Origin of the sequence: Halomonas sp. Cn5-12 (assembly GCF_021532545.1) — a bacterium.
In the GTDB taxonomy this organism is placed as follows: Bacteria; Pseudomonadota; Gammaproteobacteria; order Pseudomonadales; family Halomonadaceae; genus Vreelandella; species Vreelandella aquamarina.
The window spans coordinates 13,790-36,396 of record NZ_JAKGAY010000002.1; the positions used below are offsets into that span (position 1 = coordinate 13,790).

General features: G+C 52.6%; 26 protein-coding genes. 12 read left to right on the top strand and 14 right to left on the bottom strand.

The genetic code is table 11. The annotated features are described in order from the left end of the window. Positions 1 to 49: 49 nt before the first annotated feature. From fliR to fliF, 13 genes are all read right to left on the bottom strand, one after another. The gene (gene fliR, locus L1249_RS01405; RefSeq protein ID WP_228168809.1) at positions 50 to 841 is read right to left on the bottom strand and encodes a flagellar biosynthetic protein FliR; all 792 of its coding nucleotides are present in this window, start codon (positions 839 to 841) and stop codon (positions 50 to 52) included. Positions 842 to 844: 3 nt separating this feature from the next. Beyond that, a complete protein-coding gene (fliQ, locus tag L1249_RS01410; protein ID WP_228168808.1) occupies positions 845 to 1,114 on the bottom strand; it encodes a flagellar biosynthesis protein FliQ in 270 nt (89 codons plus the stop codon). A 27-nt stretch (positions 1,115 to 1,141) separates the two neighbouring features. Further along, positions 1,142 to 1,870: a flagellar type III secretion system pore protein FliP gene (fliP, locus tag L1249_RS01415; RefSeq protein ID WP_089675601.1), complete on the bottom strand. Its 729-nt coding sequence runs from the start codon at positions 1,868 to 1,870 to the stop codon at positions 1,142 to 1,144. 47 nt (positions 1,871 to 1,917) lie between these two features. Continuing rightward, positions 1,918 to 2,355, bottom strand: a complete 438-nt coding sequence (fliO, locus tag L1249_RS01420) for a flagellar biosynthetic protein FliO (RefSeq protein WP_054641148.1) — start codon at positions 2,353 to 2,355, stop codon at positions 1,918 to 1,920. Beyond that, the gene (gene fliN, locus L1249_RS01425; RefSeq protein ID WP_044629581.1) at positions 2,352 to 2,870 is read right to left on the bottom strand and encodes a flagellar motor switch protein FliN; all 519 of its coding nucleotides are present in this window, start codon (positions 2,868 to 2,870) and stop codon (positions 2,352 to 2,354) included. The genes fliO and fliN overlap by 4 nt, the downstream gene beginning before the upstream one ends. Beyond that, positions 2,867 to 3,922, bottom strand: a complete 1,056-nt coding sequence (fliM, locus tag L1249_RS01430) for a flagellar motor switch protein FliM (RefSeq protein WP_058577001.1) — start codon at positions 3,920 to 3,922, stop codon at positions 2,867 to 2,869. Before fliM ends, fliN begins: the two co-directional genes overlap by 4 nt. A 21-nt stretch (positions 3,923 to 3,943) precedes the next feature. Continuing rightward, on the bottom strand, positions 3,944 to 4,411 hold the full coding sequence (gene fliL / locus L1249_RS01435; RefSeq protein WP_058577002.1) for a flagellar basal body-associated protein FliL: 468 nt from the start codon (positions 4,409 to 4,411) through the stop codon (positions 3,944 to 3,946). 159 nt (positions 4,412 to 4,570) lie between these two features. Continuing rightward, positions 4,571 to 5,881, bottom strand: a complete 1,311-nt coding sequence (locus L1249_RS01440) for a flagellar hook-length control protein FliK (RefSeq protein WP_228168807.1) — start codon at positions 5,879 to 5,881, stop codon at positions 4,571 to 4,573. Positions 5,882 to 6,041: 160 nt separating this feature from the next. Next, positions 6,042 to 6,494 (bottom strand): flagellar export protein FliJ, encoded by a 453-nt coding sequence (gene fliJ / locus L1249_RS01445; protein ID WP_058577004.1) that lies wholly within the window; start codon positions 6,492 to 6,494, stop codon positions 6,042 to 6,044. After that, a complete protein-coding gene (gene fliI, locus L1249_RS01450; protein ID WP_058577005.1) occupies positions 6,495 to 7,883 on the bottom strand; it encodes a flagellar protein export ATPase FliI in 1,389 nt (462 codons plus the stop codon). A 4-nt stretch (positions 7,884 to 7,887) separates the two neighbouring features. Continuing rightward, complete coding sequence (locus L1249_RS01455; protein ID WP_044629576.1) at positions 7,888 to 8,652, bottom strand: flagellar assembly protein FliH; 765 nt, start codon at positions 8,650 to 8,652, stop codon at positions 7,888 to 7,890. Beyond that, a complete protein-coding gene (gene fliG / locus L1249_RS01460; protein WP_044629575.1) occupies positions 8,645 to 9,649 on the bottom strand; it encodes a flagellar motor switch protein FliG in 1,005 nt (334 codons plus the stop codon). The genes L1249_RS01455 and fliG overlap by 8 nt, the downstream gene beginning before the upstream one ends. After that, positions 9,642 to 11,411 (bottom strand): flagellar basal-body MS-ring/collar protein FliF, encoded by a 1,770-nt coding sequence (gene fliF, locus L1249_RS01465; protein ID WP_058577006.1) that lies wholly within the window; start codon positions 11,409 to 11,411, stop codon positions 9,642 to 9,644. The genes fliG and fliF overlap by 8 nt, the downstream gene beginning before the upstream one ends. A gap of 257 nt (positions 11,412 to 11,668) precedes the next feature. On the opposite strand from fliF, the gene fliE reads away from it, so the two are divergent. Beyond that, the gene (fliE, locus tag L1249_RS01470) at positions 11,669 to 11,995 is read left to right on the top strand and encodes a flagellar hook-basal body complex protein FliE (protein ID WP_044629573.1); all 327 of its coding nucleotides are present in this window, start codon (positions 11,669 to 11,671) and stop codon (positions 11,993 to 11,995) included. A 105-nt stretch (positions 11,996 to 12,100) separates the two neighbouring features. On the opposite strand, the gene L1249_RS01475 is transcribed toward fliE, so the two are convergent. Beyond that, positions 12,101 to 12,460: a flagellar protein FlaG gene (locus L1249_RS01475; RefSeq protein ID WP_052509943.1), complete on the bottom strand. Its 360-nt coding sequence runs from the start codon at positions 12,458 to 12,460 to the stop codon at positions 12,101 to 12,103. 268 nt (positions 12,461 to 12,728) lie between these two features. On the opposite strand from L1249_RS01475, the gene L1249_RS01480 reads away from it, so the two are divergent. From L1249_RS01480 to cheW, 11 genes are all read left to right on the top strand, one after another. Further along, a complete protein-coding gene (locus L1249_RS01480) occupies positions 12,729 to 14,420 on the top strand; it encodes an HD domain-containing phosphohydrolase (RefSeq protein ID WP_235252992.1) in 1,692 nt (563 codons plus the stop codon). Positions 14,421 to 14,592: 172 nt separating this feature from the next. Further along, positions 14,593 to 15,009 (top strand): flagellar export chaperone FliS, encoded by a 417-nt coding sequence (gene fliS, locus L1249_RS01485; protein WP_044629570.1) that lies wholly within the window; start codon positions 14,593 to 14,595, stop codon positions 15,007 to 15,009. 7 nt (positions 15,010 to 15,016) lie between these two features. Beyond that, positions 15,017 to 15,424, top strand: coding sequence for a flagellar protein FliT (fliT, locus tag L1249_RS01490; protein WP_235252993.1), 408 nt, complete (start codon positions 15,017 to 15,019; stop codon positions 15,422 to 15,424). Continuing rightward, a complete protein-coding gene (locus L1249_RS17525) occupies positions 15,421 to 16,638 on the top strand; it encodes a flagellar hook-length control protein FliK (RefSeq protein ID WP_235252994.1) in 1,218 nt (405 codons plus the stop codon). Before fliT ends, L1249_RS17525 begins: the two co-directional genes overlap by 4 nt. Beyond that, positions 16,622 to 16,915, top strand: a complete 294-nt coding sequence (locus tag L1249_RS01500) for an EscU/YscU/HrcU family type III secretion system export apparatus switch protein (RefSeq protein ID WP_044629567.1) — start codon at positions 16,622 to 16,624, stop codon at positions 16,913 to 16,915. The genes L1249_RS17525 and L1249_RS01500 overlap by 17 nt, the downstream gene beginning before the upstream one ends. Before the next feature lie 107 nt (positions 16,916 to 17,022). After that, positions 17,023 to 17,355: a flagellar transcriptional regulator FlhD gene (gene flhD, locus L1249_RS01505; RefSeq protein WP_044629566.1), complete on the top strand. Its 333-nt coding sequence runs from the start codon at positions 17,023 to 17,025 to the stop codon at positions 17,353 to 17,355. Then, complete coding sequence (gene flhC, locus L1249_RS01510) at positions 17,352 to 17,876, top strand: flagellar transcriptional regulator FlhC (RefSeq protein ID WP_044629565.1); 525 nt, start codon at positions 17,352 to 17,354, stop codon at positions 17,874 to 17,876. The genes flhD and flhC overlap by 4 nt, the downstream gene beginning before the upstream one ends. A gap of 225 nt (positions 17,877 to 18,101) precedes the next feature. Beyond that, positions 18,102 to 18,971, top strand: coding sequence for a flagellar motor stator protein MotA (gene motA / locus L1249_RS01515; protein WP_044629564.1), 870 nt, complete (start codon positions 18,102 to 18,104; stop codon positions 18,969 to 18,971). After that, positions 18,968 to 19,888, top strand: coding sequence for a flagellar motor protein MotB (gene motB / locus L1249_RS01520; RefSeq protein ID WP_044629563.1), 921 nt, complete (start codon positions 18,968 to 18,970; stop codon positions 19,886 to 19,888). The genes motA and motB overlap by 4 nt, the downstream gene beginning before the upstream one ends. Positions 19,889 to 19,932: 44 nt before the next feature. Then, the gene (gene cheA / locus L1249_RS01525) at positions 19,933 to 22,035 is read left to right on the top strand and encodes a chemotaxis protein CheA (RefSeq protein ID WP_044629562.1); all 2,103 of its coding nucleotides are present in this window, start codon (positions 19,933 to 19,935) and stop codon (positions 22,033 to 22,035) included. Further along, a complete protein-coding gene (cheW, locus tag L1249_RS01530) occupies positions 22,032 to 22,532 on the top strand; it encodes a chemotaxis protein CheW (protein ID WP_044629561.1) in 501 nt (166 codons plus the stop codon). Before cheA ends, cheW begins: the two co-directional genes overlap by 4 nt. Positions 22,533 to 22,607 lie beyond the last annotated feature (75 nt).

The following is a 22,607-nucleotide window of genomic DNA, read 5'->3' on the forward strand; positions in this document are numbered from 1 at the left end:
CTTAGCGAGCAGTCACTCTTTTGCTATGCCCTGGCCATGTGCCGGGGCATTAATTTAAGGGCGCCATGGTCTCAATCAGGCTTTGCGTAAAGCTAATTCCCTGGCTAAACAGTTGCTGAAGAAAGCTGCCGATATCGCTCATTAGCACCATGAGCAACACTATGCCAATGGTGAGCGAGGTAGGAAAGCCAATATTAAACACGGTTAGCTGCGGTGCTGAACGGTTTAGGATGCCTAGCGCCAGATTAATAATGAGCAACGAGGCTACCAGAGGCAAAGCGAGCAGCATACCGGAAGCAAAGATAGTACCTGCGTAGCGTGCCAGTAGTTCAAACGCATTAGGATTAAGGCTGCCAATTCCAATTGGAAGTGTTTCAAAGCTCATCACTAGTGTTTCTAACACCATCAGGTGGCCATTAAAGGCGAGAAACATGAGCAGGGTGACCATATAGAGAATGCGTGATAGCACCATAATGTTGGTGCCACTAGACATGTCAAAGAAGCTCGCAAAGGCGAGCCCCATCTGAAGGCCGATAAACTCACCGGCCGCTTGGACAACGGCAAACATAATGTGCATCACCAGCCCAATCGCAATACCGATCAGCATTTGCTCAATGATGATGCCCAGACCTGCCCAAGACATGAGCGGTACACTGGGCATCGGTGGGAGAACGGGAGCAATGACGACGGCGATCACTGCGGCAAGCGCTACTTTAGCTTGATTGGGAATGCTGGAGTGGCCCCATAAAGGCGTCGCTGTCATAAAGGCCGTAATACGCACAAAGGGCCAAAAAAAGGCCACCAGCCACCCCTGAAGCTGGGTAAATGTTACTTCAACCACAGGCTACATCACCATTGCGGGTATGTTGGCAAATAGCCGCGTCGTGAAGTCGGTAATTAAGCCGATGAGCCAGGGGCCCGCTAGTACCAGAACGGCAAACACCGCTAAGATTTTCGGGATAAATGTCAGCGTCATCTCGTTTATTTGGGTAGCGGCCTGGAACAGGCTAATAATCAGACCTGTAAAAAGTGCTGCTAACAGCATAGGACCAGCTAGAAAAAGTGTCACGCGCATACCCTGATAAGCGACGCTCATCACCATCTCGGGTGTCATGATTACGCTCCTCGTCGCCCCGCGACGTTAAATCATATAAAAGCTCTCTGCCAACGAACCAATAATGAGCTGCCAGCCGTCAACCAATACAAAAAGCATGAGCTTAAATGGCAGCGAAATAGTGATCGGTGGAACCATCATCATCCCCAACGCCATTAGCGTACTGGCCACTACAAGGTCAATGATCAAAAAAGGGATAAAGATGGTAAAGCCAATTTGAAAGGCCGTCTTGAGCTCGCTGGTGACAAAGGCAGGTAGCAAGACGCGCATTGGTAGTTCTTCTGGCCCTTGCAAGGGGCCCACATCGGCTAAACGAACAAATAGGGCCAGGTCTGGCTCCCGTGTTTGAGCCAGCATAAACTCTCGGAAAGGTAGCTGCGCGCGAAGCAGGAACTCTTCAAAATTGATCACCTCATCCGTCAACGGCACCCAGGCGGTGTCATATACTTGGTTAAGTACTGGCGACATAATAAAAAACGTTAAAAAGAGCGCGATCCCCAACAGTACCTGGTTAGGCGGCGTAGCTTGAGTACCCATCGCTGTCCTTAGCAGGCTGAGTACAATGATGATGCGGGTAAAGCTGGTCATCATCAGCAGCATTGCTGGCAAGAACGCCAACGAGCTTAAGAGCAGCAGTGTTTGTAGAGAGAGAGACCACTGCTGACCACCACCTTCCGTTGGTTGCGAGACTAACCCCGGTAGTTGCTGGGCGTGGCTAGGAAAAGCCACGAGGCAGCCGATGATGAGAATACTCATCAGCCACCAGTGACGCGAATAGAGCCAGGCAAAATGCTGAGCGTATTTCATGAGGTATGCTGAGAGTCTGAGGAAGTACTGTCGCCCTTGCCGCGACTATTAGCTATAGCGTTAGCTAAACGCTGTGAGAAGCGGGTCGGCGGACGGGGGGGAGTGGATGATGTACGATCAGTAGGCGCTGGACGTTCGTGTAGTTTACTAATGCGGCCACCACTAACGCCCAGAACGAGCCATGTGTCTTCAATTTCGACGACCACAATTCGCTCGCGATTGCCTACTGCGGTGGTACCTACGATGCGTAAACGTGCACCATGGTCATAGCGATGATGCTGCCAGCGTTTGAGCAGCGATGTACACAGCAAAATAATGGCAATCACCAACGCTAGTGCGGCGGCTGTTTTGCCTAATGCCGCCATGCCGATTAATGCATCACCGCCACTTAATGCCTCAAGGGGGGCTTGCGCACTAGAGGTCGCAACACTCATCGGTTTAGTTTATGAATGCGCTCGGATGGTGTAATAATCTCAGTAATACGGATACCGTATTTATCTTCGATAACTACTACTTCCCCCTGAGCAATTAGGTAGCCATTGATCAGGATATCCATTGGCTCACCCGCTAACCCCTCCAGCTCAATGACAGATCCTTGAGCGAGCTCTAATAGCTGCTTAATCGTCAGTTTGGTGCGCCCTAACTCAACGGTAAGCTTAACCGGAATATCCATGATCATCTCAAGATCACGGGAGGGAGTCGCACTTTTTTCTGCGCTCAGCGGGCGAAATACATCGTCGCTGGCTGGCTTGGCTTGAGGTGCCTCTGATTCAGGCTCATCTTCCGTATCGGCCTGCTCTGCAGCCTCCTGCTCTGCCATGGCAGCTGCCCAGGGGTCATCATCATCGCTTGCGGCATCAGCACTAGACGACGGCTCTTCTTGCTCAGACATGGCTTCCGCCCAATCGTCATCAGAGACTTTTTGATCGGGTTTATTAGGGTCAGTCATGCTTTGGGTTCCTTGGCTTTCTGTCGCGTTGAACCTTTAATAAAGTCCTTGGACGATACGTTATTCATAGCAGCATGGTCGATCATACGCACAACACGCAGGGCGCGCTGCTGGCGTTGACTGCCGTATTCACACTCCATCACAGGGACGCCGTCAACGCTGGCGGTGATCGTACTGGGAATGTCCATCGGCAAAACATCCCCCTTTTTTAGCCCCATGACGTGAGCAATTCGACTCGGAATCTGCGCAAAGTCAGCGACCAACTCAACTTCAGATTGGCGCAGCTCGCTGGCCATGCGACGTGACCAAGAGCTATCACTGTCATGATTGCTATCGTTGATCGGGTTAACCAATAGATCGCGCAGCGGCTCAATCATTGCGTAGGGCATGCAAATCTGAAAGCTACTGGATAGGTTGCCTACCTCAATATTGAATTTGGTATTGACCACAATCTCATTAGGTGAATTAGTAATATTGGCGAATTTAGACTGGACTTCGGAGCGCAGAAAGTGGACATCTATCGGGTATACTACCTTCCAAGCTTCTTGATAGGCATCAATCGCAAGATTGAGCAGGCGCTGGATAATACGTTGTTCGGTATTGGTAAATTCGCGCCCATCTGATTTCGTAACGAATCGCCCGTCTCCACCGAACAGGTTGTCTACTACCATAAACACGAGATTTGGTGGAAATACCACCAATGCAGAGCCCCGCATCGGCTTCATCGACACGATGTTAAGGTTGGTCGGCACCGGAACGTTACGTGAGAAGTCGCTAAAGCTTTGATAGCGCACGGACTCGACAGTGATGTCTGAGCTGCGACGAATTAGGTTAAATAGCCCGTTGCGGAAATAACGAGCAAAACGCTCATTAATAAAATCAAGCGCATGCAGACGTTCGCGTATGACCCGATGTTGAGTCGACGGGTCATACGGTCGAATTTTTGTTTCGTCCTGAGACTTGGACGACGCCGGAGAGGGCTCTTCGTCTCCACTGACACCCTTTAGTAAGGCGTCAATTTCTTCCTGGGACAGTAGATCGTCCTGTGACATGAACGGCTCCAGTTCCCGAGGTTATTGCACAATAAATTCGGTAAACAGCACTTCCCTTAGATCTAGGGGGGGCTGATTTTCGCTGAGGGGTACGTTCAAACGACTAATAATTGCCTGTGCCAGCTCCTCTTTCCCCTCTGTCGAGGTGAGTTCGTTGGCTTGTTTGCCCGATAATAGAATTAGTAAGCGGCTGCGCACTTGCGGCATATGCTCTTCGATAATTGTTTTACTCTGTTCGTTACCCACTCGCAGCGTAATACCCGTATAGAGCAGGCGTGAACCATAGCGGTCATCAGCTAAATTAACAGTGAATGGCTCAATGCGTGTAAACACAGGGGGGGTAAGCTCGACCGTTTGCTGTTGAACCTCGCCACTGTCGCGCTGATCCAGCACTAGATAAATGGCCGCTGCTGCCCCTGCAGAGGAAAGCAGTACGAGAATGATCATTACCCAGAGCAGTTTTTTAGATCCGCCGCTTGATTCTGCCATTGTTGTTCCCATGATGTTCGCACATGACGCTAGCCAAGCATTATGCCTGACGCGGGTGATAATGAAGAAACGAACAGGCTCTCTTGGAGAGCCTATCTTTTGGTTTAGCTAGTTAACACGGTACTCACAATTAAACCATACTTACAGCGTGGCTATGTTTTAAGCATAAAGGTCCACACGCCCATCGAGTGCGATGGAGGAACCCACAGATGCAGGCGTCCCGGTTTCACCCTCAACGCTAGTGACCCCGCTTTCACCACCAGCGCTTGAGCCTGTGCTTTGCTGAGCAAACGCTTCCTGTTGATTAGAAAAGCCTTGCTCACCCACTGATGTGTCACTTAGTGAAATTCCTTGTTCCGCCAGTGCTTCACGCAGTTGAGGAATCGCTTGTTCAATCACTTGTCGAACCTGAGCGTGAGCGGATAAAAATTGAGCTTGTGCGCCGTGTTCTGTCATTTTTAACGAGATAGAAAGTGGCCCAAGCTCAGCAGGATGTAGTTTCATTTGAACATGCTGCTCCCCCCCTCGCTGGACAAGCTGAATGAGCTGTTGGCCTAGCTGTGACGGCCAGGCGGGGTGAGAGACAGGGGTGGCGATAGAGGAGGGCAGTGAGGCTCCCGTTGCTGCAGCAATAGGCTGTGGTGCGGGCAGGTTAAATGCTAGCTCGTTACCACCGCTAATGCGCGCTGCTGTTTCTCCAGAGGCACCGCTAACCGCCAGAGCGCTAGCCATGGCTTCACTGCTGACGTGCACACTGGTGGCCATTGTTTGCATGGTTGGTGCGGCAAGCGTATTTGAGGTTGTCTGCTGAGTGCTCGTATCTGTATTAGCAAAATTACCCAATGAAAGCGCTGCTATTTGCTGGCTGAGCGTTTCAGGGCGCTGAGCAGACCCATTAGACCCTGTGCTACCCGATAGCTGTTGGTAAGCATTGATGAGAGCTATCGCGTCTTTTTTGCCAATCGCTAACTGTTCGGCGATAGCGGCGACAGACGTTGTTTGGATAGTAGTGGGGGACGGTAGGCCTGTGTCATCAGTAAAGGCAGCGACTAATGTCAGCCGACTGGAAATTTCCTGTAGAGCAGGTGATGGCATGTCCAACGTGTTGTCGGTAGCCGCCGCAGCTAATGCTATTAGCGGTTCTGGGGTGCCTTGTTCAGCCGTTTGTAGCTGAGCAAAAAGCTCTGCAATCTCCTCTTGATTGAGTTTAATATCAAGTGACTCAAGTTGCTTGACTAAGCCATTCATCGTTTGAGCAGTTGTCTCAGCAGTTACTTGTTGATTACTAAGTGCTCCAAGACTTTGACTGCTTAATTTTTGCTGCATAGTCTGAGTAGCCAATTGCAACTGTCCAAATAGATCGGCAAGTGCACTTTCATCTAGCTCAATACCCAGCGATTCTAGGAGCGAGGTAAAATCACGCAGCGCCTGTTCTCCACCGGTGGATGGAGCGTTAGAAAGTGCGCCCATTGGGCGTTGGGGGTCTGTCGCCTGCAGCATGGCTTGGCGGAATAGCCCAGTGGGAAAGCCTTGAGCCTCCGTCGCTTGTGAGGCTGATGCGCCACTGCCCTGGCTGGGGTTCGCAGAAAGTAACAGTTGAATATTCATGGATAGGCTTCCTGACCCGGCGCTAAAGTGGTTTATCAGACTGTTGGCGAGCTACACGACTAGTGACAAAGTCATCGGCTGCTTTTTGCTCGTAACGCGCTTGGCGGCGATGCTCTTCTAATAGCCTACGTGAGGCCAGTGTATCGTAAGAAGAGAGCTTGCGCTGCTCTTGTTGCCAATGCTGCTGGCTCTGTTGTACGCGTTTTTGCTGTGCAGTCAGCGCTTGCCTAGCACGTACAAGGGCGGCATCCAACGAGGCTAAGAACTGCTGATAATTATACATGGTAGCGGGGTCAATGCCGTCACGCATGGCGTGCTGCAAACGCTCCGCATACTCTACTCGGTAGCGGTTGAGTGACTGCAGCTGGGCTTCCGTTTGCTGTTGGTTTTGACGCTCTTGGGCCAGTAGCTTTCCTGCTTGGTCACGAGCATCACGGGCCAGGTCCGTCAGCATATCAAGCTGGTTATGACTCATTTAGCCTCCCACTACCGTGTGCAGGGCCTGGTAGGACTCCTCAAGCGTTGCACACTCGTCAATGTTCTGTTGAAGAAACCGCTCTAAGGCTGGGAAGCGATTCACCGCTTCATCCAGCCGCGGATCATGGCCTGGGCTGTAGGCCCCTACGCTGATCAGGTCGCGGTTACGCTGATAGCGTGAAAAAATCTGTTTAAAGGTGCGCGCTTTTTGCTGCTGCTCCTGCGTCACGATGGCGGTCATTGCACGGCTGATAGAGGCTTCTATATCGATAGCAGGATAGTGCCCGGCTTCTGCCAGTGTCCGCGACAGGACGATATGACCATCCAAAATGGCCCTGGCGGAGTCAGCAATCGGGTCCTGCTGGTCATCGCCTTCTGTTAGCACGGTGTAGAACGCGGTAATGGAGCCACCGCCTCGCTCAGCATTGCCCGCCCGCTCTACCAAGCTGGGTAGCTTGGCAAAGACGGAGGGCGGATACCCTTTAGTGGCAGGGGGTTCGCCAATAGCTAACGCGATCTCTCGCTGTGCCATGGCATAGCGTGTTAGGGAGTCCATTATCAGCAGCACGTTGCGGCCAGAGTCCCGAAACCCTTCGGCGATACGTGTGGCATAAGCGGCCCCTTGCAAGCGTTGCAGCGGCGAGGTATCTGCAGGCGCGGCGACAACAACAGCGCGTCGGCGCCCTTCTGGCCCCAAGATATTGTCAATAAAGTCCTGTACTTCACGGCCACGCTCACCAATCAAGCCAACGACGATCACATCGGCCTGGGTATAGCGTGCCATCATGCCTAACAGTACTGACTTACCGACGCCTGAGCCGGCAAATAGGCCCATGCGCTGGCCTCGGCCAACGCTTAGTAGGGCATTAATAGCACGAATGCCGACATCGATTTGAGCATCAATGGGCGCCCGGGACAGCGGGTTAAGTGGCCTGGATTGCAAGGTGGTGCGCTGGGCATCCTCAACACCCTCACGATCATCTAGCGGGTTACCATTACCATCCAGTACGCGGCCTAAAAGCTCGTCGCCTATTGGGAAGCGCCGGGCACTGTGGCCATTGCCATCAACAAGAGGGGTAACCCGTGCTCCTGGCATCAGGCCAGAGATTTCTTCTAGCGGCATTAAGAACAGCTTTTCACCGGAAAAGCCGACGACTTCAGCTTCTGCATGCTTGTGGCTATCGTTTAGCCGGCCATCTGCTCCTGGCAGTTCAATGTGGCAAGCGCTACCTACCGCCACTCGTAAGCCAACCACCTCAATCACCATGCCTGTCGCGCGCACAACCCGCCCACTGGTTCGGTAGTGGGGGAGTCGGCTCACACGCTGGCTGGTGCGCTGCAGTGTCTTACGCCAGCGGTGTTGGTGAGGGCAAGTGGAGTGATTCATCGCGTTACTCGGACGGCGTCGCGTTGTTGCTATGTCGTTTGCGCAGTTGTGCATTAATATTTTGCCAGCGGCTCTCAAACGTCGCGTCCAGTTCGCCTTGGGCACTGGTAACGCGACAGCCGCCACGGGCCAACTGATCGTCGGGTTGCAGTACCCAGCCAGCAGCCTCTAGCTCGCCACCAAGATGCTCTTCAACCAAGTCGTGGTCGTTTGGGTTAAGCCATAAACGCTGTTTGCCGACTAACGGTGGCTCGGTATGCAGCAGCTCGCGAACGATGGACAAAATATGCTCAGGATGCTCAGTTAGCGCGTCTCCTGCTAGCTGTTTGCCTGTTGCCAGGGCAAGTTCAGCAAGATCATGGGCGATTGTGTCATCAAGACGCTCAAGGGCATCTGAAAACTGCTTTGCCAATGATCCTAGCGGTGCGACCGTTTGACGAATTTGCTCTTTAAGCTCTTCGGCTGCTTGGTCGCGTCCCTCGCTCAGGCCTTTAGTAAGGCCCTCTTCGTGCCCGCGTTTCAGGCCCGCTTGATAGCCTTCTTCTTCGGCTGCTTGGCGAAGTTGCTCATAAACCTCTTGCCGCTGTTTTTCCTCGCGTGCCCTTGCTTCTGCGGCGGCGCGTTGGGCAGCTTCCACTTTGCGCTGGTGAGCCGTGGGGCCTGAGGCATTTTGTGGAGATTTATCACTAGCAGGCGTTACCAGCTCATCCATTTGCCAGCGTCGCCACTCGCCGTGGCGATCAAATTCGGGCGAATGAGTATTAGACATACTCGTCGTCTCCGCCCGCCAGGACGATCTCTCCGGAATCCGCTAAGCGCCGCACAATTTGTAGAATCGCTTTCTGCTCGGTTTCCACTTGCGAGATGCGGATAGGGCCGCGGGCCTCCATGTCTTCGCGAACCAAGTCGGCAGCGCGCTGCGACATGTTGCGTAGGAATTTGTCCACCAGGGCATCTTGAGCGCCTTTGAGCGCCACCACCAACGAGTTGGTCTCCACTTCCTGAAGTACCATCTGAATCGCGCGGTTGTCCAGGTCGAGTAGGTTCTCGAATAGGAACATCTCGTCGATGATCTTCTGGGCAAGGTCTTCGCTGTGCGAGCGGACGGTTTCGATGGCCACCTCTTCCTGAGCAGAGTTCATCAAATTGAGGATCTCTGCTGCGGTTCTTACGCCGCCCATTTTGCTGCGCTTGAGGTTTTGGCCATCCAACATGCTGGTAAGCACTTCGGTAAGCTCCTGAAGCGCGGCTGGTTGCACGCCGCTAAAGGTGGCGATCCGAAGCACCACGTCGTTACGCAGTTTCTCTTCGAAGAGCTCGAGAATATCAGCAGCCTGATGGCGATCCAGGTGAACTAGGATGGTGGCGATGATCTGCGGATGCTCGTCGCGAATCAGCTCCGACACCATGGAGGCTTCCATCAGGTTGAGTGCATCAATACCTGAATTCTCGCCCGTGGTTTCGAGAATATCCTCAATTAGGCTAGTAGCTCGTTCACTGCCCAGCGCCTTAGTCAGTACTGAACGAATATGCTCACTAGAGTTAAGGTTAAGCGCCACGAACTCTTCGGTTTCTTGATGGAAGGCTTCTAGCACGGCTTTCATATCATCATGGGAGACTTGCTGAAGCCGTGTCATTTCCATACTGATCTCTTGCACTTCGCTGGCGCTAAGGAACTTAAAAACCTCAGCGGCGCTGTCTTCGTCCAGGGCCAGCAGAAGAATGGCGCTTTTACGCGCGCCACCCATTTCAGCAATGCTAGTCATTAGCGTTCATCCAGCTGCGAATAATCATCGCGACCATACGGGGGTCTTCTTGGGCCATTTCTCGCAGGTCGTTAAGATTGTGTTCGTAAAGCGACGTTTTGCGACGACGCTTGGGCTTGTTGCTATAGGTGGCCTCATCATCGCCCTCGCCTTCACCCTCGCTTTCCTGGTCATCTTCGTCGCTACCAACACGGGTGCTCAACGTGCTTCCAGGCACAGCAGCGGCCATTACGGGCGGCTGGGTGTAGCGCTTGATTAATGGGCGCAAAATCAGCAGGTAGAGTAGCAATGCGGCTAGCGCAACTAGTAAGTAGCGCCCCAAATTGGCAGCTATCGCTAGGTTGTCGGGATGTTGCCACCAGACCGGTTCGACGCGGGTATCATCATCGCCAGCGAAGGGGGTGTTAACCACTTCCACTTGATCGCCGCGCAGATCCGAAAACCCCATTGCTTGTTGCACCAAACGCTCAATTTGGGTGATCTCTTCATCGCTGAGCGCGACTTGTTCAACCTCGCCTTCTTCATTAGTGACGTCGCGAAAGTTAACAACAACAGCCGCTGAGAGGCGTTGTATCTGGCCAAGGCGGTGCTGAATATGCTCAATACTACGATCTACTTCGTAATTAACGACATCTTCTTGGCGCAGGTTGCGCAAAGCGCCTGGTTCGGTACCTGCATCGTCCGCAACATCACCCTCTTCCGGGTCTAGCTGGTTGATGGGGGAGGGAGCTACCCCGGGAGGAGTATTGCTTAACGCCCCAGGAATGCCGGTGGCCAATGGATCTTCGCCATCGTAAGAGAGGCTAAGCTGACGGCTGCGGACTGCTGATTCGTTAGGCGCTTGGTTTGGGCTGTAACGCTCGGAGGTTTGCTCGCGGCGTGAAAAATCGATCTGTGCCGCTACCTGGGCGCGAACATTGTTGCGGCCAACAATGGGCGAAAGAATGTTCTCAATACGCTGCTGATAGGAGCGCTCCACTTCGCTGATGTATGCTAACTGCGTACCATCCAGGTCATTACCCTGGGCGCTATTGGCAGTGAGTAGGCGGCCGTTCTGATCAACCACCGTCACATCTTCAGCAGCAAGCTCAGGCACACTGCTGGATACCATGTGCACAATGGCGCTAACTTGCCCCTCGCCAAGGACGCGACCTGGCAAGAGATTCAACACCACAGAGGCCTTGGCAGGTTCGCGGTCACGGATAAAGACGGACGGCTTTGCCATCGATAGGTGCACGCGCACACTTTCGACGGGGCCTAGTGATTCGATAGAGCGTGAAAGCTCGCCTTCCAGGCCACGCTGAAAGTTCACCTGCTCAGCAAATTGGCTAATCCCAAAAGCTTGGGTTTCCATAAGCTCTAGGCCAAGGTTGCCGCCGCGGGGCAAGCCTTGCTCGGCTAACTGGAGCCTGAGGGTATGCACCTGCTCGCCGGGCACCAGCAGTGCCTGGCCCCCCTGGCTAAACTGATAGGGTACGCCGCGGCTATCAAGCTCCGAAATAATTCGTCCACCATCCGCTTCGCTCAGGTTGCTGTAAAGCACACGGTACTCGGGGCTGCTAGCCCACATAAATAAAGCAGCCACAACGGCGATAGAGGCCGCTGCCGCAATCAATACAACCACTAACGGATTGCCGCGCAGCTGTTTCATGGTGCGCGCCAAGGCAGAGGGGTTGCTGGATTCGTTTTCCGCCGCTCCACTGCGAGAGGCGTTTGGTGTCGTGCTGTTTTGACGGCCTGCCGTAGCACCAGTTTCGCTCATGCGTCCCTCCAGAAGGGCAGGCAAAACGGGTGTCGGCCCAGGCGCATCACCAAAGAAGGCATAGGCTATATCCGTCAATCGCGGTTATCCGCTAAAAAAATGAAGCGGAATTGTGATGAACGCCATTATCCGGGGGTGTGTCGACCATAAATGAACGAAAAGCTTGGCTTTTTATACTCATTTGTACGTATGACGCTACTCCTACCAATGGTAGGCTTTTTGTACTAATTGATTTTCCGCAAAAATGAGGCCTGAGTATGAGTTCACCTTCTATACAGTCTGCGCTGCAACAGATGCAGGGGCTAGCGGCACAAGCGGCTCAGCCTATTAAAGGGGAGCATGTGGCAACCGCTGTTGGTCAAGGTGGCTTTGGAAGTGAGCTGCAGTCCTCTATACAGCGAATTAATCGGTTGCAGCAAGCGGCTAGTACCAAGGCGATGGCGTTTCAGGCAGGCGAGCCAAACATTGAGTTAAACGATGTGATGGTAGATATGCAAAAAGCCAGTGTGGCCTTTCAAATGGGCATGCAAGTGCGCAACCGCCTAGTAACTGCCTATCGTGATGTGATGAATATGCAGGTATAGGGGGCGTAAAGTAGTTATGCGGCTAGCTGGGTGGGTAGTGGGAAGGCGAACGCTTAGGCTGGTACGTTATCGCTTTTCAAGGCGCCCGCAGCGTTCGCTTGGTTTCTATGCTTTAAGAGAGATCAGTTTTCCTTGCAGTTCTTCTAGCCGCTCGGCCAGTAGCAGCACTTCTTCTGCTGGTATTTGACGTATGACGTCACCCGTTTCTCGATCAATGACCCTTGTAATGATGCGAGCCGATTGTTCGCTAATATCAAATTCCAACCCACGGGGACGCATGACATCGTTAATGCGCTGTATCGGTTCAACAAGCGCTTCTTTTGTGGCCTTATTGCCATCTGCTGCTGCTTCATCGCCGCTTGGGGTGACTGGAGGTAGGGGATCGATAGCGGGGCGCGTAGAGCGTTCCTGCGATAAAGCGGCTGTTATTGCTGGTGTGGCTGAGTCAATGGATAGTGGGCTCATGTACAACGTTCCTCTATTAAATAAGCCCGCCGGGGGGCTAGGCAACGTAACCGAGTAAAGGCATTGAGGCCGTTTACCGTCTTCTGGTGATGAGCCTCTTTTTCAATCTATCGGCGCGGTTGTCACAAACTTTACCCTTTTACTATAGATGAAAAGAAAAGTGTTATGAGTCCTATGGCGGACATGCGGCTCGATAAAGGCTTCTGTTATGCTCTGCTGCTTTGTGGTGAGCGTTAACGTATAACGCGTCTGGGAAAGCGAGGCACGCATGGCAGTCCAACAAGATGAGTACGAGAGCGTCACTAGTCCATCGGTAATCAGCTCTCTTCTGAATACTATGATAGAGAACGGTGGGGTGACTCTCTGCTTGGCCACTCCTGATGCGCGTCCAGAGCCAGTGGTCTTGATGGAGCAGCACGCTGGCGAAACGCTGGTAATGGATCTGTCATCGGTTGACTACCTGCTAAGTCGTTTACAGCAGGGAGAGCAATTTTTTTTGCGGGGTCAGTCACAGGGAAAAGTGGTGCGGACACCGCTGTTATCTTTGACGGAGACCCGTCGTTCTGGTGGTCGTTTTCTTTGTTGTAGTAATTACCCAAGTTCGGTCGAAGTGCTGCAACGACGCGAGTCATATCGTGCTGAATTGCGCATGGGAATGGTGGTGTCTGCACTGGTTGTTGGTGAGAGTGGTGAGAGTGCCCAGGGGGAGCTCCGTGACCTCTCCCAGGATGGGTGCCAGCTTGAGTTGCCACTAACAGCAAGCGGTATTTTGGCTGAAACGCAATACTCGCTCAAACTTGCGTTTACCTTTCCAAACGGCACTTACTTTGAAGTGAATGGCGTTGCCCGCCATCAGAAAACTGATCCCGAGCGGCACATGCTACGCGTTGGCTTTCGCTTTGCAGGGTGCACTTCCGAGCAGGAACGGCAGATTTGGTATTTTGTCTGCGAGATTGAGCGTGAAGCGGCGCGTTATAAAAAGGAGGTGCAGGAGGAGCGGCAGCCATCGCCTCTGTTTGAGCAGCCAGGCAAGCGCATTCCAGATACTGAGCGCATAGGACGGCGCGATATACGCCGCTATGCCACACCGATGGCAAGGCGTTTGGTTAAGGTAGCTGCTTATCTTGATGCACAGTTGCTCATGCTTCAGCAAGGCAGTGATATTGATTCAAGGCAGCTCTCTCGTAATGCGGACCGCTTACTGATGCTGCATGAAGAAGATCGAGAGGGGCTGCTGTTTGCCACCCGCTGTTTGTCTTTAGAGCCGCTGCTGGTAAGGCACGGGATTGCTGTTGCAGTCCATTTGCTGGATTTAGTGGGAGCCAATATGCCGCGGGATGTGCGCAAGGCGATCGTTGCCAGCGGGCTGGTACATGATTTGGGTAAGGCGCTTATTCCTCAGGTCGTGTTCAAAGCGCCCAATTTTGAAGCGACACATCGGCAGGCATTAAGTGAGCATGTTTCCCTCTTGATGGCTCGGCTACATACCTGCCAATGGCTGTCTGCTACGGTGGCGCAAGCGGTCATTGGGGGGATCAACGAGCGGCTTGATGGTAGTGGCTATCCGGCAGGAATCACCGGGGATGATATTAACGAGTTGGCGAAAGCCAGTGCAGTGGTTGACGTTGTTGAGGCGATGCGGCGAGATCGCCCAGATCGACCGGCCCGCACGGCGCAGCAAATTTACCGCCACTTGCTGGCTCATCCGCATCAGTTTGATCGCCGTTGGATGAGGCGTTATGTCGAACATTTCAAGGTCCTGCCGGTGGGGTCGTTAGCGCTTTTCTCTAGTGATCAGCTTGCCTGGATTTTGCGCCTTGATGATAGTGGGGCACCAGCAGAGGTGGTGCTGGCCCAAGCAGCTGAGCCGCCAATGCGCGATAATTTAGGGAGTGTGTTGCGTGGCGATGTTTTTGAGCGACTAGGCAAGCCTGTCAGAGAAGTGGCGGTTTCTACATAGGGCGCCGAATTCAGGCACGCAGCTAAATTAAAAAGTAATCAGGCATTAAAGTCTGCTGTGGCTTCGCCGATATATTTAATAGCTGAGCATATATGCTCAACCTTGAATGATGAACAGCACGACTGGCTTTTTTCCCTAGCTGTTGTTACACCCTATAAAGGAGTGCCCACTAATGACCTACACTCGCGGTGGCACCGCTAACGGACGAGGCGCTAATGCTTATGCCCGTGTCGGTGTTGAAAGTGGTGTCATGTCAGCTGATCCTCACCAACTGATCGTGATGCTATTTGATGGCGCTCAGGCGGCCATCCGCGCAGCGCGAATTCACATGCAAGCTGGCAACCGAGCTGAAAAAGGCAAGTCAATTTCCAAAGCGTTGGATATTGTTAATAACGGTTTAGCGGCCGCCCTTGATCAAGAGCAAGGGGGTGTCATTGCAGAGAGGCTCGCCTCACTTTACGATTATATCGCCCGCTTGCTATTAACAGCTAACTTGCGAAACGACGAAGAGAGCCTCAACCAAGCTGAGCGGTTACTTGAGGATATCGCCTCAGCATGGCGTGAAATCGGTCAACAGCAGAGTGCGTGAGGCAGGCATGGCAGCTCCCGAAGCAGTTCGTGATATTTCTCAGCAAACGCTGCTCGATGCATACGAAAAGCTGTTGGTGCGTGTGAATGACATGCATGAGCTTGCAGATGCTGAACAGTGGGCCGAGTTGATCGAGCAACGCAGTAATTATGTGATGCTCGTAGAAGAGCTCCGTGAGCTGGATGCACACATCACGCTTGACGCTGCAGGTAAGCAGCGTAAAACAGAGTTAATAGAACATATCTTAGAGCATGATGTGGAGATTCGTCGTCGCCTGGTGGCACGACGCGATGAGCTTGGCAGGCTGATTGGCGTCACCCAGCGCCAGCGGGACCTGCACCGAGCTTATGCTCCCCAGCAGGGAGCTTATAGCGCCTTTGATGTCGATGCTTCTCAGAATAAGGGGGCATCGTGAGTGGCATTACGCCGCTTATTGATACCCTCTTACATCAAGTGCTTGGGCGCCAGGGAGGGGTGTCCTCTCAGCGTGTATTAAATGCGCCAGTACAGCCAGTTTTACCGGGGGAGGGGCCACGTGCCTTGCAAGGCGATGCAGGGTTGGATGGCCGTCCGCTTGCTCCCCTGCTTGGTGACCTAAAGCGGTTGCCAGGTGCGTCTGAGGGGGCGCGTCAGTCTCAGCCTGGAAGTCCTCCCACTGGTAATGGCGCACCCACCTCAACACAGACACACTTCAGCCCTGCTGCTCGCACGATTGCGGATGTATTACTGCGTTTCCCGGCACCTCCAGCGGTAATGAAGCCCCAGGCCCCGCTGATGTCGGCTCAAGACGCACCATCGGCGCAAGTGCTGGCAAGTCGTTTAGAAGCAAGCATCCGCGATAGTGGATTATTTTATGAGTCCCACCTGAAGCGTTGGTTTCAAGGTGAAACTCCACTCCAGCAACTACTGCGTGAACCACAAATGCAACCTGGGCCTCGCCCGGCTGCTCCTTTTTTACCAAATTTTGCTTCTGCGGTATTAGCCACAACCCCCTCAATAGCCGCTTTACGCTCAAGCGCCACCCCCGGTATTTTGCCTAATACGCCCCTAGTGCCTATGAATGGCGATAATAAACTGCTCTTAGAGCGCCCTGTTGTCATGCTCCCGGCCTCGACTTCGCCGACGCCAGCTGCTGCGGAGCGTCGAGAGATTAATCCAGCCTCGTTGACATTGCCGACTGCCAGCGAGCCGGAAGCGCTTAGCCGTGGCTCACGAGAGGTCGTTCATGAGAGCTTACAGGGGTTGGTGCGTCAGCAGTTGGAGATGTTGGTGATGCCAACGCTCCGCTGGGAAGGTGATGTGTGGGCTGGGATTTTTATGGCGTTAGTGATCAACCTGCCTGGGCGTGAAGGGGGGCAAGGAGGTTCATCGGAAGAGGAGGGTGCGGAGGAGAGCTGGCGCTCCGAAATGCAGCTTGATGTGCCTAACTTAGGTAGCTTCAGCGTTGCACTATGGCTTCATCAAAAGACGCTGAGTATTGATTTGACCACTGATAATGCTGGCACGCACCAGCGTCTTGAGGAAGGGGTTAGCTCATTGGAGCAGCGTTTAAACGCCCTTGATTTTCATAAAGTTCAGATCAAGGCTAGGTATGTAACATTGGAGCGCCATCATGATGACATCGGGTGATCGGCGACGGCAAGCGGTTGCACTTGCGTATCAAGAAGGGGAGCAGGCTCCACGTGTAGTAGCCAAAGGGTATGGTGAGCTGGCTGAGCGAATTATGGCCGAAGCCCAACGCCAGGGTATTTATGTTCACGATGCACCAGAGCTTGTGGCGCTGCTCATGCAGTTAGATTTGGATGCCGAGATCCCGGCGAGCCTATATCAAGTGGTCGCTGAGCTGCTTGTTTGGGTGTTTGAGCTATCTGAGAATGGGATAAGTCATCGTGAAACGCTCAAGTAGCCAATATAAGCGCTGTATGCAACCATGGTGCTGGGTAAAGAAAAAAGTCATCAATGGCGCCAGTATAACGGTCACAATGTCGCGCCTGTGTCGTTCGATGGGACACTATGAGTCAAACAAGCTTTCTCGATGAAATTCAAGAAATTAACTTAGCGTACTTGCTTCTTGCGCAGCGTTTGCTGAGCGAGGATCGCGAAGCAGCTATGTTTCGCCTGAAAATAGACAGCGAACTTGCCGATTTATTGGTATCACTGAATGCCTGGCAACTCACTAAGCTGGCGCGCAGCAACCAGTTAGTCTGCCGATTTAGCCATTCGAGTGGGCGACGTTTGCGCGAAATTTTAGAAAACCCCAGAGATCAAGGGTTATCTGGGTTACATGCATCACTGCTTTCGGCTTGCGAGCCCTTGGAGTCTTTGTCGTCGGGAGAGTCGGAGTGAGCCAGAAGAGCTTGGTTGATGAGATGCACCAAGTGCAGCTGGCCATTGAGCTGATTGAGTTGGGTGCACGGCTACAGGTGCTGGAGACAGAAACAGAGCTTAGCCGTACCCGGTTGATTAAGCTCTACAAGGAAGTGCGTGGTATGTCTCCACCGAAAGGGATGCTGCCATTCTCTGCGGATTGGTTCGTCACTTGGCTGCCCAACGTGCACTCCTCGTTCTTCTACAACATTTATGTCGGGCTGCTGAAAGGCGCTGGCTGCGAGCGCATCGACGCCTTCGTTAAGGCTTATCGACTGTACGAGGAGCAGATTTCACTGGAAGGCGTGGAGCCGGTGCTGGGGCTTACTCGTGCTTGGACGTTGGTGCGCTTTTTTGAAAGTGATTTGTTGCAGCTAACGACTTGTACAAGATGTGAAGGTCGCTTTGTTGCCCATGCTCATAGTCCGACACATGATTATGTGTGTGGTATTTGTCAGCCGCCTTCGCGTGCAGGGAAAACCCGTAAAGCACAGCGTTGAACGTATAAAATTGTCACGTTACTAGCAGCAGGGTATAGAACGAATACACTACCTCTTTAACGTTTAGATAGCGGTAAAAGACGCTGGTAATTTCTCATTAAACATTGCATGCGCCTTAGTATGATATTGCTAAGTTGCACTTGGGGTGGAGCTGCTCATGCCTTCTTGGTGAAGAAATGGGTGTGGCTTCGTCGATAAAAAACTGATATCGCAAGGACACTGCTTGTGCTGATTCCCTTAGGTTATGTCGTCGTACTGCTATCTGTATTTGGCGGGTATGTGTTAGCAGGTGGTAGCTTGGGGCCGCTGTATCAGCCGACGGAGTTGCTCATGATTGGCGGCGCAGGGGTCGGTGCTTTTATTGCTGCCAATAATGGCAAAGCCATTAAAGCTACTTTTAAGATACTGCCCAAGCTCAAGCGAACCAAAAAATATAATAAAGCGCTGTACATGGAGCTAATGGCATTGCAGTACAAGATTCTTTCCAAGGTGCGCCGTGAGGGCATGCTAGGGATTGAGCGCGATATCGATAACCCTCAAGAGAGTCCTTTATTTCAAGAGCACCCAGCCGTGCTGGCGGACCCACACATCATGGATTTCTTAACTGACTATTTGCGCCTCATGGTCAGTGGCGGCATGGAGCCAATGGAAATTGATGAGCTTATGCTGCATGAAATCGAGGCATTCGAACAGGAAGCTCATATTCCAGTTGATGCGATCTCTAAAGTGGGGGATGCGATGCCTGCATTCGGTATCGTTGCTGCTGTTATGGGGGTAATTAAGGCTTTGACCTACGCTGATGCCACACCCGCTCAGATGGGTGAAATGATTGCGCTAGCGCTAGTAGGTACCTTTTTAGGCATTTTGTTGGGGTACGGGTTTATAAGTCCAGTGGCCAGCTACGCCGAGCGACAAGCAAAAGAAGCAGAAAAAATGTTGCAGTGTATCCGCGTCACCTTACTAGCAAGCTTGCACGGTTATGCGCCTCAATTAGCTGTTGAGTTTGGTCGCAAGGCACTGCATACCGCAGAGCGTCCCAGTTTCACTGAGCTTGAAGAGTACGTTCGTGACGCCAAAAAAGGCGGTAGTGCATGAGTAAGGGTGGGGATAAGCGTCCGATCATTATTCGGCGTAAAAAAGTCGTCCATGCTCACCACGGGGGAGCTTGGAAGATTGCCCTAGCGGATTTTATGACCGCGTTGATGGCGCTATTCCTAGTGATGTGGATTTTGAGTGTCTCCAGCGAAGAGACCCGCCGAGGTGTGGCGGAGTATTTCAGTACGCCCCTGGTTACTGCAATTACAGGCGGCGACATGTCAGGTAGTACCAGCGTGATTCCTGGTGGTGGCCCTGATCCTACTCATAGTGATGGTGAACGCGCTCGTATTGATGTAATGCAGCATACACGCCCTAGTGCTCAAGAGCGGCGCTTCTTTAATGATTTGCAGGAGCGCATTGAACGTGTGATTGAGCGTGACCCGGAGCTGCGTGAGCTGCGCAACCAAATGCGTTTTGATCTAACCCGTGAAGGGTTACGGATCCAACTCTTGGATACCGAACAGCGACCCATGTTTGAGCTTGGTAGTGATCAGGTCGCTCCCTATATGCGTAGTTTGCTACGCACCATAGCTCCTCTTCTCAATGAGTTGCCTAACGATTTAAGTATTAGTGGGCATACTGATAGTGTGCCGTATGCTGGAGGATATCGTGGCTACAGCAACTGGGAGCTCTCAAATGATCGAGCGAACGCCTCGCGCCGAGAGCTTGTTGCCGGCGGGCTTGATCCAGATCAATTGTTGCGCGTATCGGGCTTTGCTGATCGTGTGTTGTTGGCTGACACTGCGCCAACCGATCCGATCAATCGGCGTATTGAGTTGGTTGTGTTGTTACCTGAAATTGCCGAAGCCATTCGTAACCCTGGTGTTCTAGCGCCTGATGCTCAGTTTTCTGAGGAAGAGGTGCCGAAAGAGCTAGTGCCACAAAACACCCCACAAGCCAACGACGACCAGTAAGCGCGGCTTGTCACAAAAAATATGACGTTCACGTGGAGCGGTGCATGGATATAGCGGATTTTTTTGACACCTTTTTTGAAGAGGCTGAAGAGCTGCTCGCTGATATGGAGCAGCACTTATTGGAACTGGATGTCGATGATCCGGATAGCGAGCAGTTGAACGCTATCTTCCGCGCAGCCCACTCTATCAAAGGTGGCGCAGGAACCTTCGGTTTTAGCGTGCTACAAAAAACCACGCATATTTTCGAAAACCTGCTGGATCACGCGCGCAAAGGGGAACTCACCCTGCGTGCTGACCTCGTGGATACCTTTTTAGAGGCCAAAGACATCATGCACGAGCAACTCGATGCCTATCGCAACGAGGAAGAACCCAATCAAGAAGCGTATGAGCGTATCTGCCAAACGCTGCAGCAAATTGCCCTCGAAGAGATTGGCAAAACACTTGATGCCCCTGCGGAGGCACCGGCCCCTCAAAAATCAGCGCCTGCAGAGGACGACAAAGAAGCATCGGCAGCCGCTAGCTCCAGCGAGCACACCCTCAAAGTGGTGCTTCTCAATGTGGGCGATAAAGATCGTGGGCTGCTGGTAGAAGAGTTAGAGCAGCTAGGCGATATTCAATCCCAGTCGGGGGATGAAAAGCGCTATGAGGTCACCCTAAAAGGGGGCGTCAGCGCCGATGATATTGAAGCCGTAATGTGCTTCATTATTGAGCCAGAACAAATTGAAATCACCACGGTAGCTGTGGAGGAGGCTGCTTCGGCAGCAGAGCCCGCAACACCTGTACCCAGCACACCGGCTGAGCCCTCTGCGTCAGAAGAGAAGCCAGCCGCGCCAGTGGCCGAAAAAGCACACGCCAGCAAGTCGCCTGCTAGCAGTAAACCAGGTAAAGCGGCTCCGAAAAAGGCAGCAGCAGAGTCCTCCTCTATTCGGGTGTCCGTGGATAAGGTCGACCAGATTATTAACTTGGTGGGCGAGCTGATCATCACTCAGTCGATGCTGGACCAAACAGTGAGTGATCTTGGTGACCAGTCGGTCGGCAACAGTTCGCTACAGAATGGCATGAGCCTATTGCAGCGTAATGCCCGCGATCTTCAGGAAGCGGTCATGTCGATTCGCATGATCCCCATGGAGTTCGTATTTAGCCGTTTTCCGCGTGTAGTGCGTGATACCGCTGGCAAACTAGGCAAAGAGATTGAACTGATCACCGAAGGTAAATCCACAGAGCTTGATAAAAGCTTGGTCGAGCGTATCACCGACCCGCTAACGCACTTGGTGCGTAATAGTCTGGACCACGGTGTTGAAATGCCCGACGAGCGTGAAGCCCTGGGCAAGCCGCGTACGGGTAAGTTAGTTCTGTCTGCCCGGCATCAAGGTGGCAATATTTTGATTGAAGTGCGTGATGACGGCGCCGGAATGGATCGTGAACGCCTGCTAGCGAAAGCCCGTGAGAATGGTCTTAACGTCTCCGATACCATGTCGGATGAAGATGTTTTTCAGCTGATTTTTGCCCCCGGTTTCTCGACTGCTAAAGAGGTTACCGATGTCTCTGGACGTGGCGTGGGCATGGATGTTGTCAAACGGAATATTCAAGGCATGGGCGGCCGGGTTGAGATCCAGTCGAAAAAAGGTGAAGGCACTAATACACGTATCGTGCTGCCGCTAACTCTGGCAATTCTCGACGGTATGTCGATTAAAGTCGGAAAGGAAACCTTTATTCTGCCCCTGTCTACCGTACTTGAGTCACTGCAGCCCGCCAAAGGCGATATGTATGCCATGGCAGGGGACGACGTGGTACTAAAAGTACGCGATGAGTACCTGCCCGTAATAGCCATTCATGAAGTGCTCGATGTGGAGAACGCCATTACGGACCCCACTAAGAGCATCGCTGTAATTGTGCAGGGCGAAGGGCGTCGCTATGCCATGCTGGTCGATGAATTGATTGGCCAGCAACAGGTCGTGGTTAAAAACCTCGAAGATAATTACCGCAAAGTGCCCGGGGTATCGGCCGCTACCATCTTGGGAGATGGCAGTGTTGCGTTAATTCTGGATATCACAGGCTTGCATCGCTTAAGCCGTGCCAAAAAAGAAGCAGGAAAAGCCGCTAACCAACCATATCTCTCTTATTACAAGGAGGCTGAGCCGTCATGAGTCAAGCATCTAATGAGGCGGTGCTAGCCGCAGCAGAAGCGGAAAATCGCGAGTTCCTGGTGTTCTCTTTAGGTGATGAAGAGTACGCCATTGATATCTTAAAGGTTCAGGAAATTCGTGGTTACGAAAACGTCACACGTATTGCGAATGCACCCGACTTCATTAAGGGAGTAACGAACCTGCGTGGCGTGATTGTGCCGATTGTGGATCTGCGCATTAAGTTTCACCTGGATAACGTTGAGTACGGTGGCCAAACTGTGGTGATCGTCGTCAACGTGGCAGATCGTATCGTAGGTATCGTGGTAGATGGCGTTTCTGACGTAATGACCTTGACGCCGGATCAAATCAAGCCTGCGCCAGAGTTTGGCGTAACGCTCTCCTCTGATTTCCTAAGTGGCCTCGGTAGCCTGGATGACCGAATGCTGGTGCTGGTCGATATCGATAAGCTGCTGACGAGCGAAGAGATGGCGCTGGTAGATAGCACCAGTAACCGCTAACGACCTGCCACGGGGCACAGGGAGACGTGCCCATCTTGAGCCAAAAAACAACCCACTCTGGCGCGATGGATGGCG

What these genes read in the sequence shown, in the direction of transcription:
- fliN (WP_044629581.1), bottom strand. Translation starts at nt 2,870, where the DNA reads ATGACTGACCCTAATAAACCCGATCAAAAAGTCTCTGATGACGATTGG.
- cheW (WP_044629561.1), top strand. Translation starts at nt 22,032, where the DNA reads ATGAGTCAAGCATCTAATGAGGCGGTGCTAGCCGCAGCAGAAGCGGAA.
- fliO (WP_054641148.1), bottom strand. Translation starts at nt 2,355, where the DNA reads ATGAGTGTTGCGACCTCTAGTGCGCAAGCCCCCCTTGAGGCATTAAGT.
- flhD (WP_044629566.1), top strand. Translation starts at nt 17,023, where the DNA reads ATGAGTCAAACAAGCTTTCTCGATGAAATTCAAGAAATTAACTTAGCG.
- L1249_RS01440 (WP_228168807.1), bottom strand. Translation starts at nt 5,881, where the DNA reads ATGGGCGCACTTTCTAACGCTCCATCCACCGGTGGAGAACAGGCGCTG.
- fliF (WP_058577006.1), bottom strand. Translation starts at nt 11,411, where the DNA reads ATGAGCGAAACTGGTGCTACGGCAGGCCGTCAAAACAGCACGACACCA.
- fliE (WP_044629573.1), top strand. Translation starts at nt 11,669, where the DNA reads ATGAGTTCACCTTCTATACAGTCTGCGCTGCAACAGATGCAGGGGCTA.
- fliJ (WP_058577004.1), bottom strand. Translation starts at nt 6,494, where the DNA reads ATGAGTCATAACCAGCTTGATATGCTGACGGACCTGGCCCGTGATGCT.
- L1249_RS01500 (WP_044629567.1), top strand. Translation starts at nt 16,622, where the DNA reads ATGATGACATCGGGTGATCGGCGACGGCAAGCGGTTGCACTTGCGTAT.
- L1249_RS01475 (WP_052509943.1), bottom strand. Translation starts at nt 12,460, where the DNA reads ATGAGCCCACTATCCATTGACTCAGCCACACCAGCAATAACAGCCGCT.
- fliI (WP_058577005.1), bottom strand. Translation starts at nt 7,883, where the DNA reads ATGAATCACTCCACTTGCCCTCACCAACACCGCTGGCGTAAGACACTG.
- cheA (WP_044629562.1), top strand. Translation starts at nt 19,933, where the DNA reads ATGGATATAGCGGATTTTTTTGACACCTTTTTTGAAGAGGCTGAAGAG.
- fliP (WP_089675601.1), bottom strand. Translation starts at nt 1,870, where the DNA reads ATGAGTATTCTCATCATCGGCTGCCTCGTGGCTTTTCCTAGCCACGCC.
- fliG (WP_044629575.1), bottom strand. Translation starts at nt 9,649, where the DNA reads ATGACTAGCATTGCTGAAATGGGTGGCGCGCGTAAAAGCGCCATTCTT.
- fliM (WP_058577001.1), bottom strand. Translation starts at nt 3,922, where the DNA reads ATGTCACAGGACGATCTACTGTCCCAGGAAGAAATTGACGCCTTACTA.
- L1249_RS01455 (WP_044629576.1), bottom strand. Translation starts at nt 8,652, where the DNA reads ATGTCTAATACTCATTCGCCCGAATTTGATCGCCACGGCGAGTGGCGA.
- L1249_RS01480 (WP_235252992.1), top strand. Translation starts at nt 12,729, where the DNA reads ATGGCAGTCCAACAAGATGAGTACGAGAGCGTCACTAGTCCATCGGTA.
- fliS (WP_044629570.1), top strand. Translation starts at nt 14,593, where the DNA reads ATGACCTACACTCGCGGTGGCACCGCTAACGGACGAGGCGCTAATGCT.
- fliL (WP_058577002.1), bottom strand. Translation starts at nt 4,411, where the DNA reads ATGGCAGAATCAAGCGGCGGATCTAAAAAACTGCTCTGGGTAATGATC.
- fliQ (WP_228168808.1), bottom strand. Translation starts at nt 1,114, where the DNA reads ATGACACCCGAGATGGTGATGAGCGTCGCTTATCAGGGTATGCGCGTG.
- fliT (WP_235252993.1), top strand. Translation starts at nt 15,017, where the DNA reads ATGGCAGCTCCCGAAGCAGTTCGTGATATTTCTCAGCAAACGCTGCTC.
- motB (WP_044629563.1), top strand. Translation starts at nt 18,968, where the DNA reads ATGAGTAAGGGTGGGGATAAGCGTCCGATCATTATTCGGCGTAAAAAA.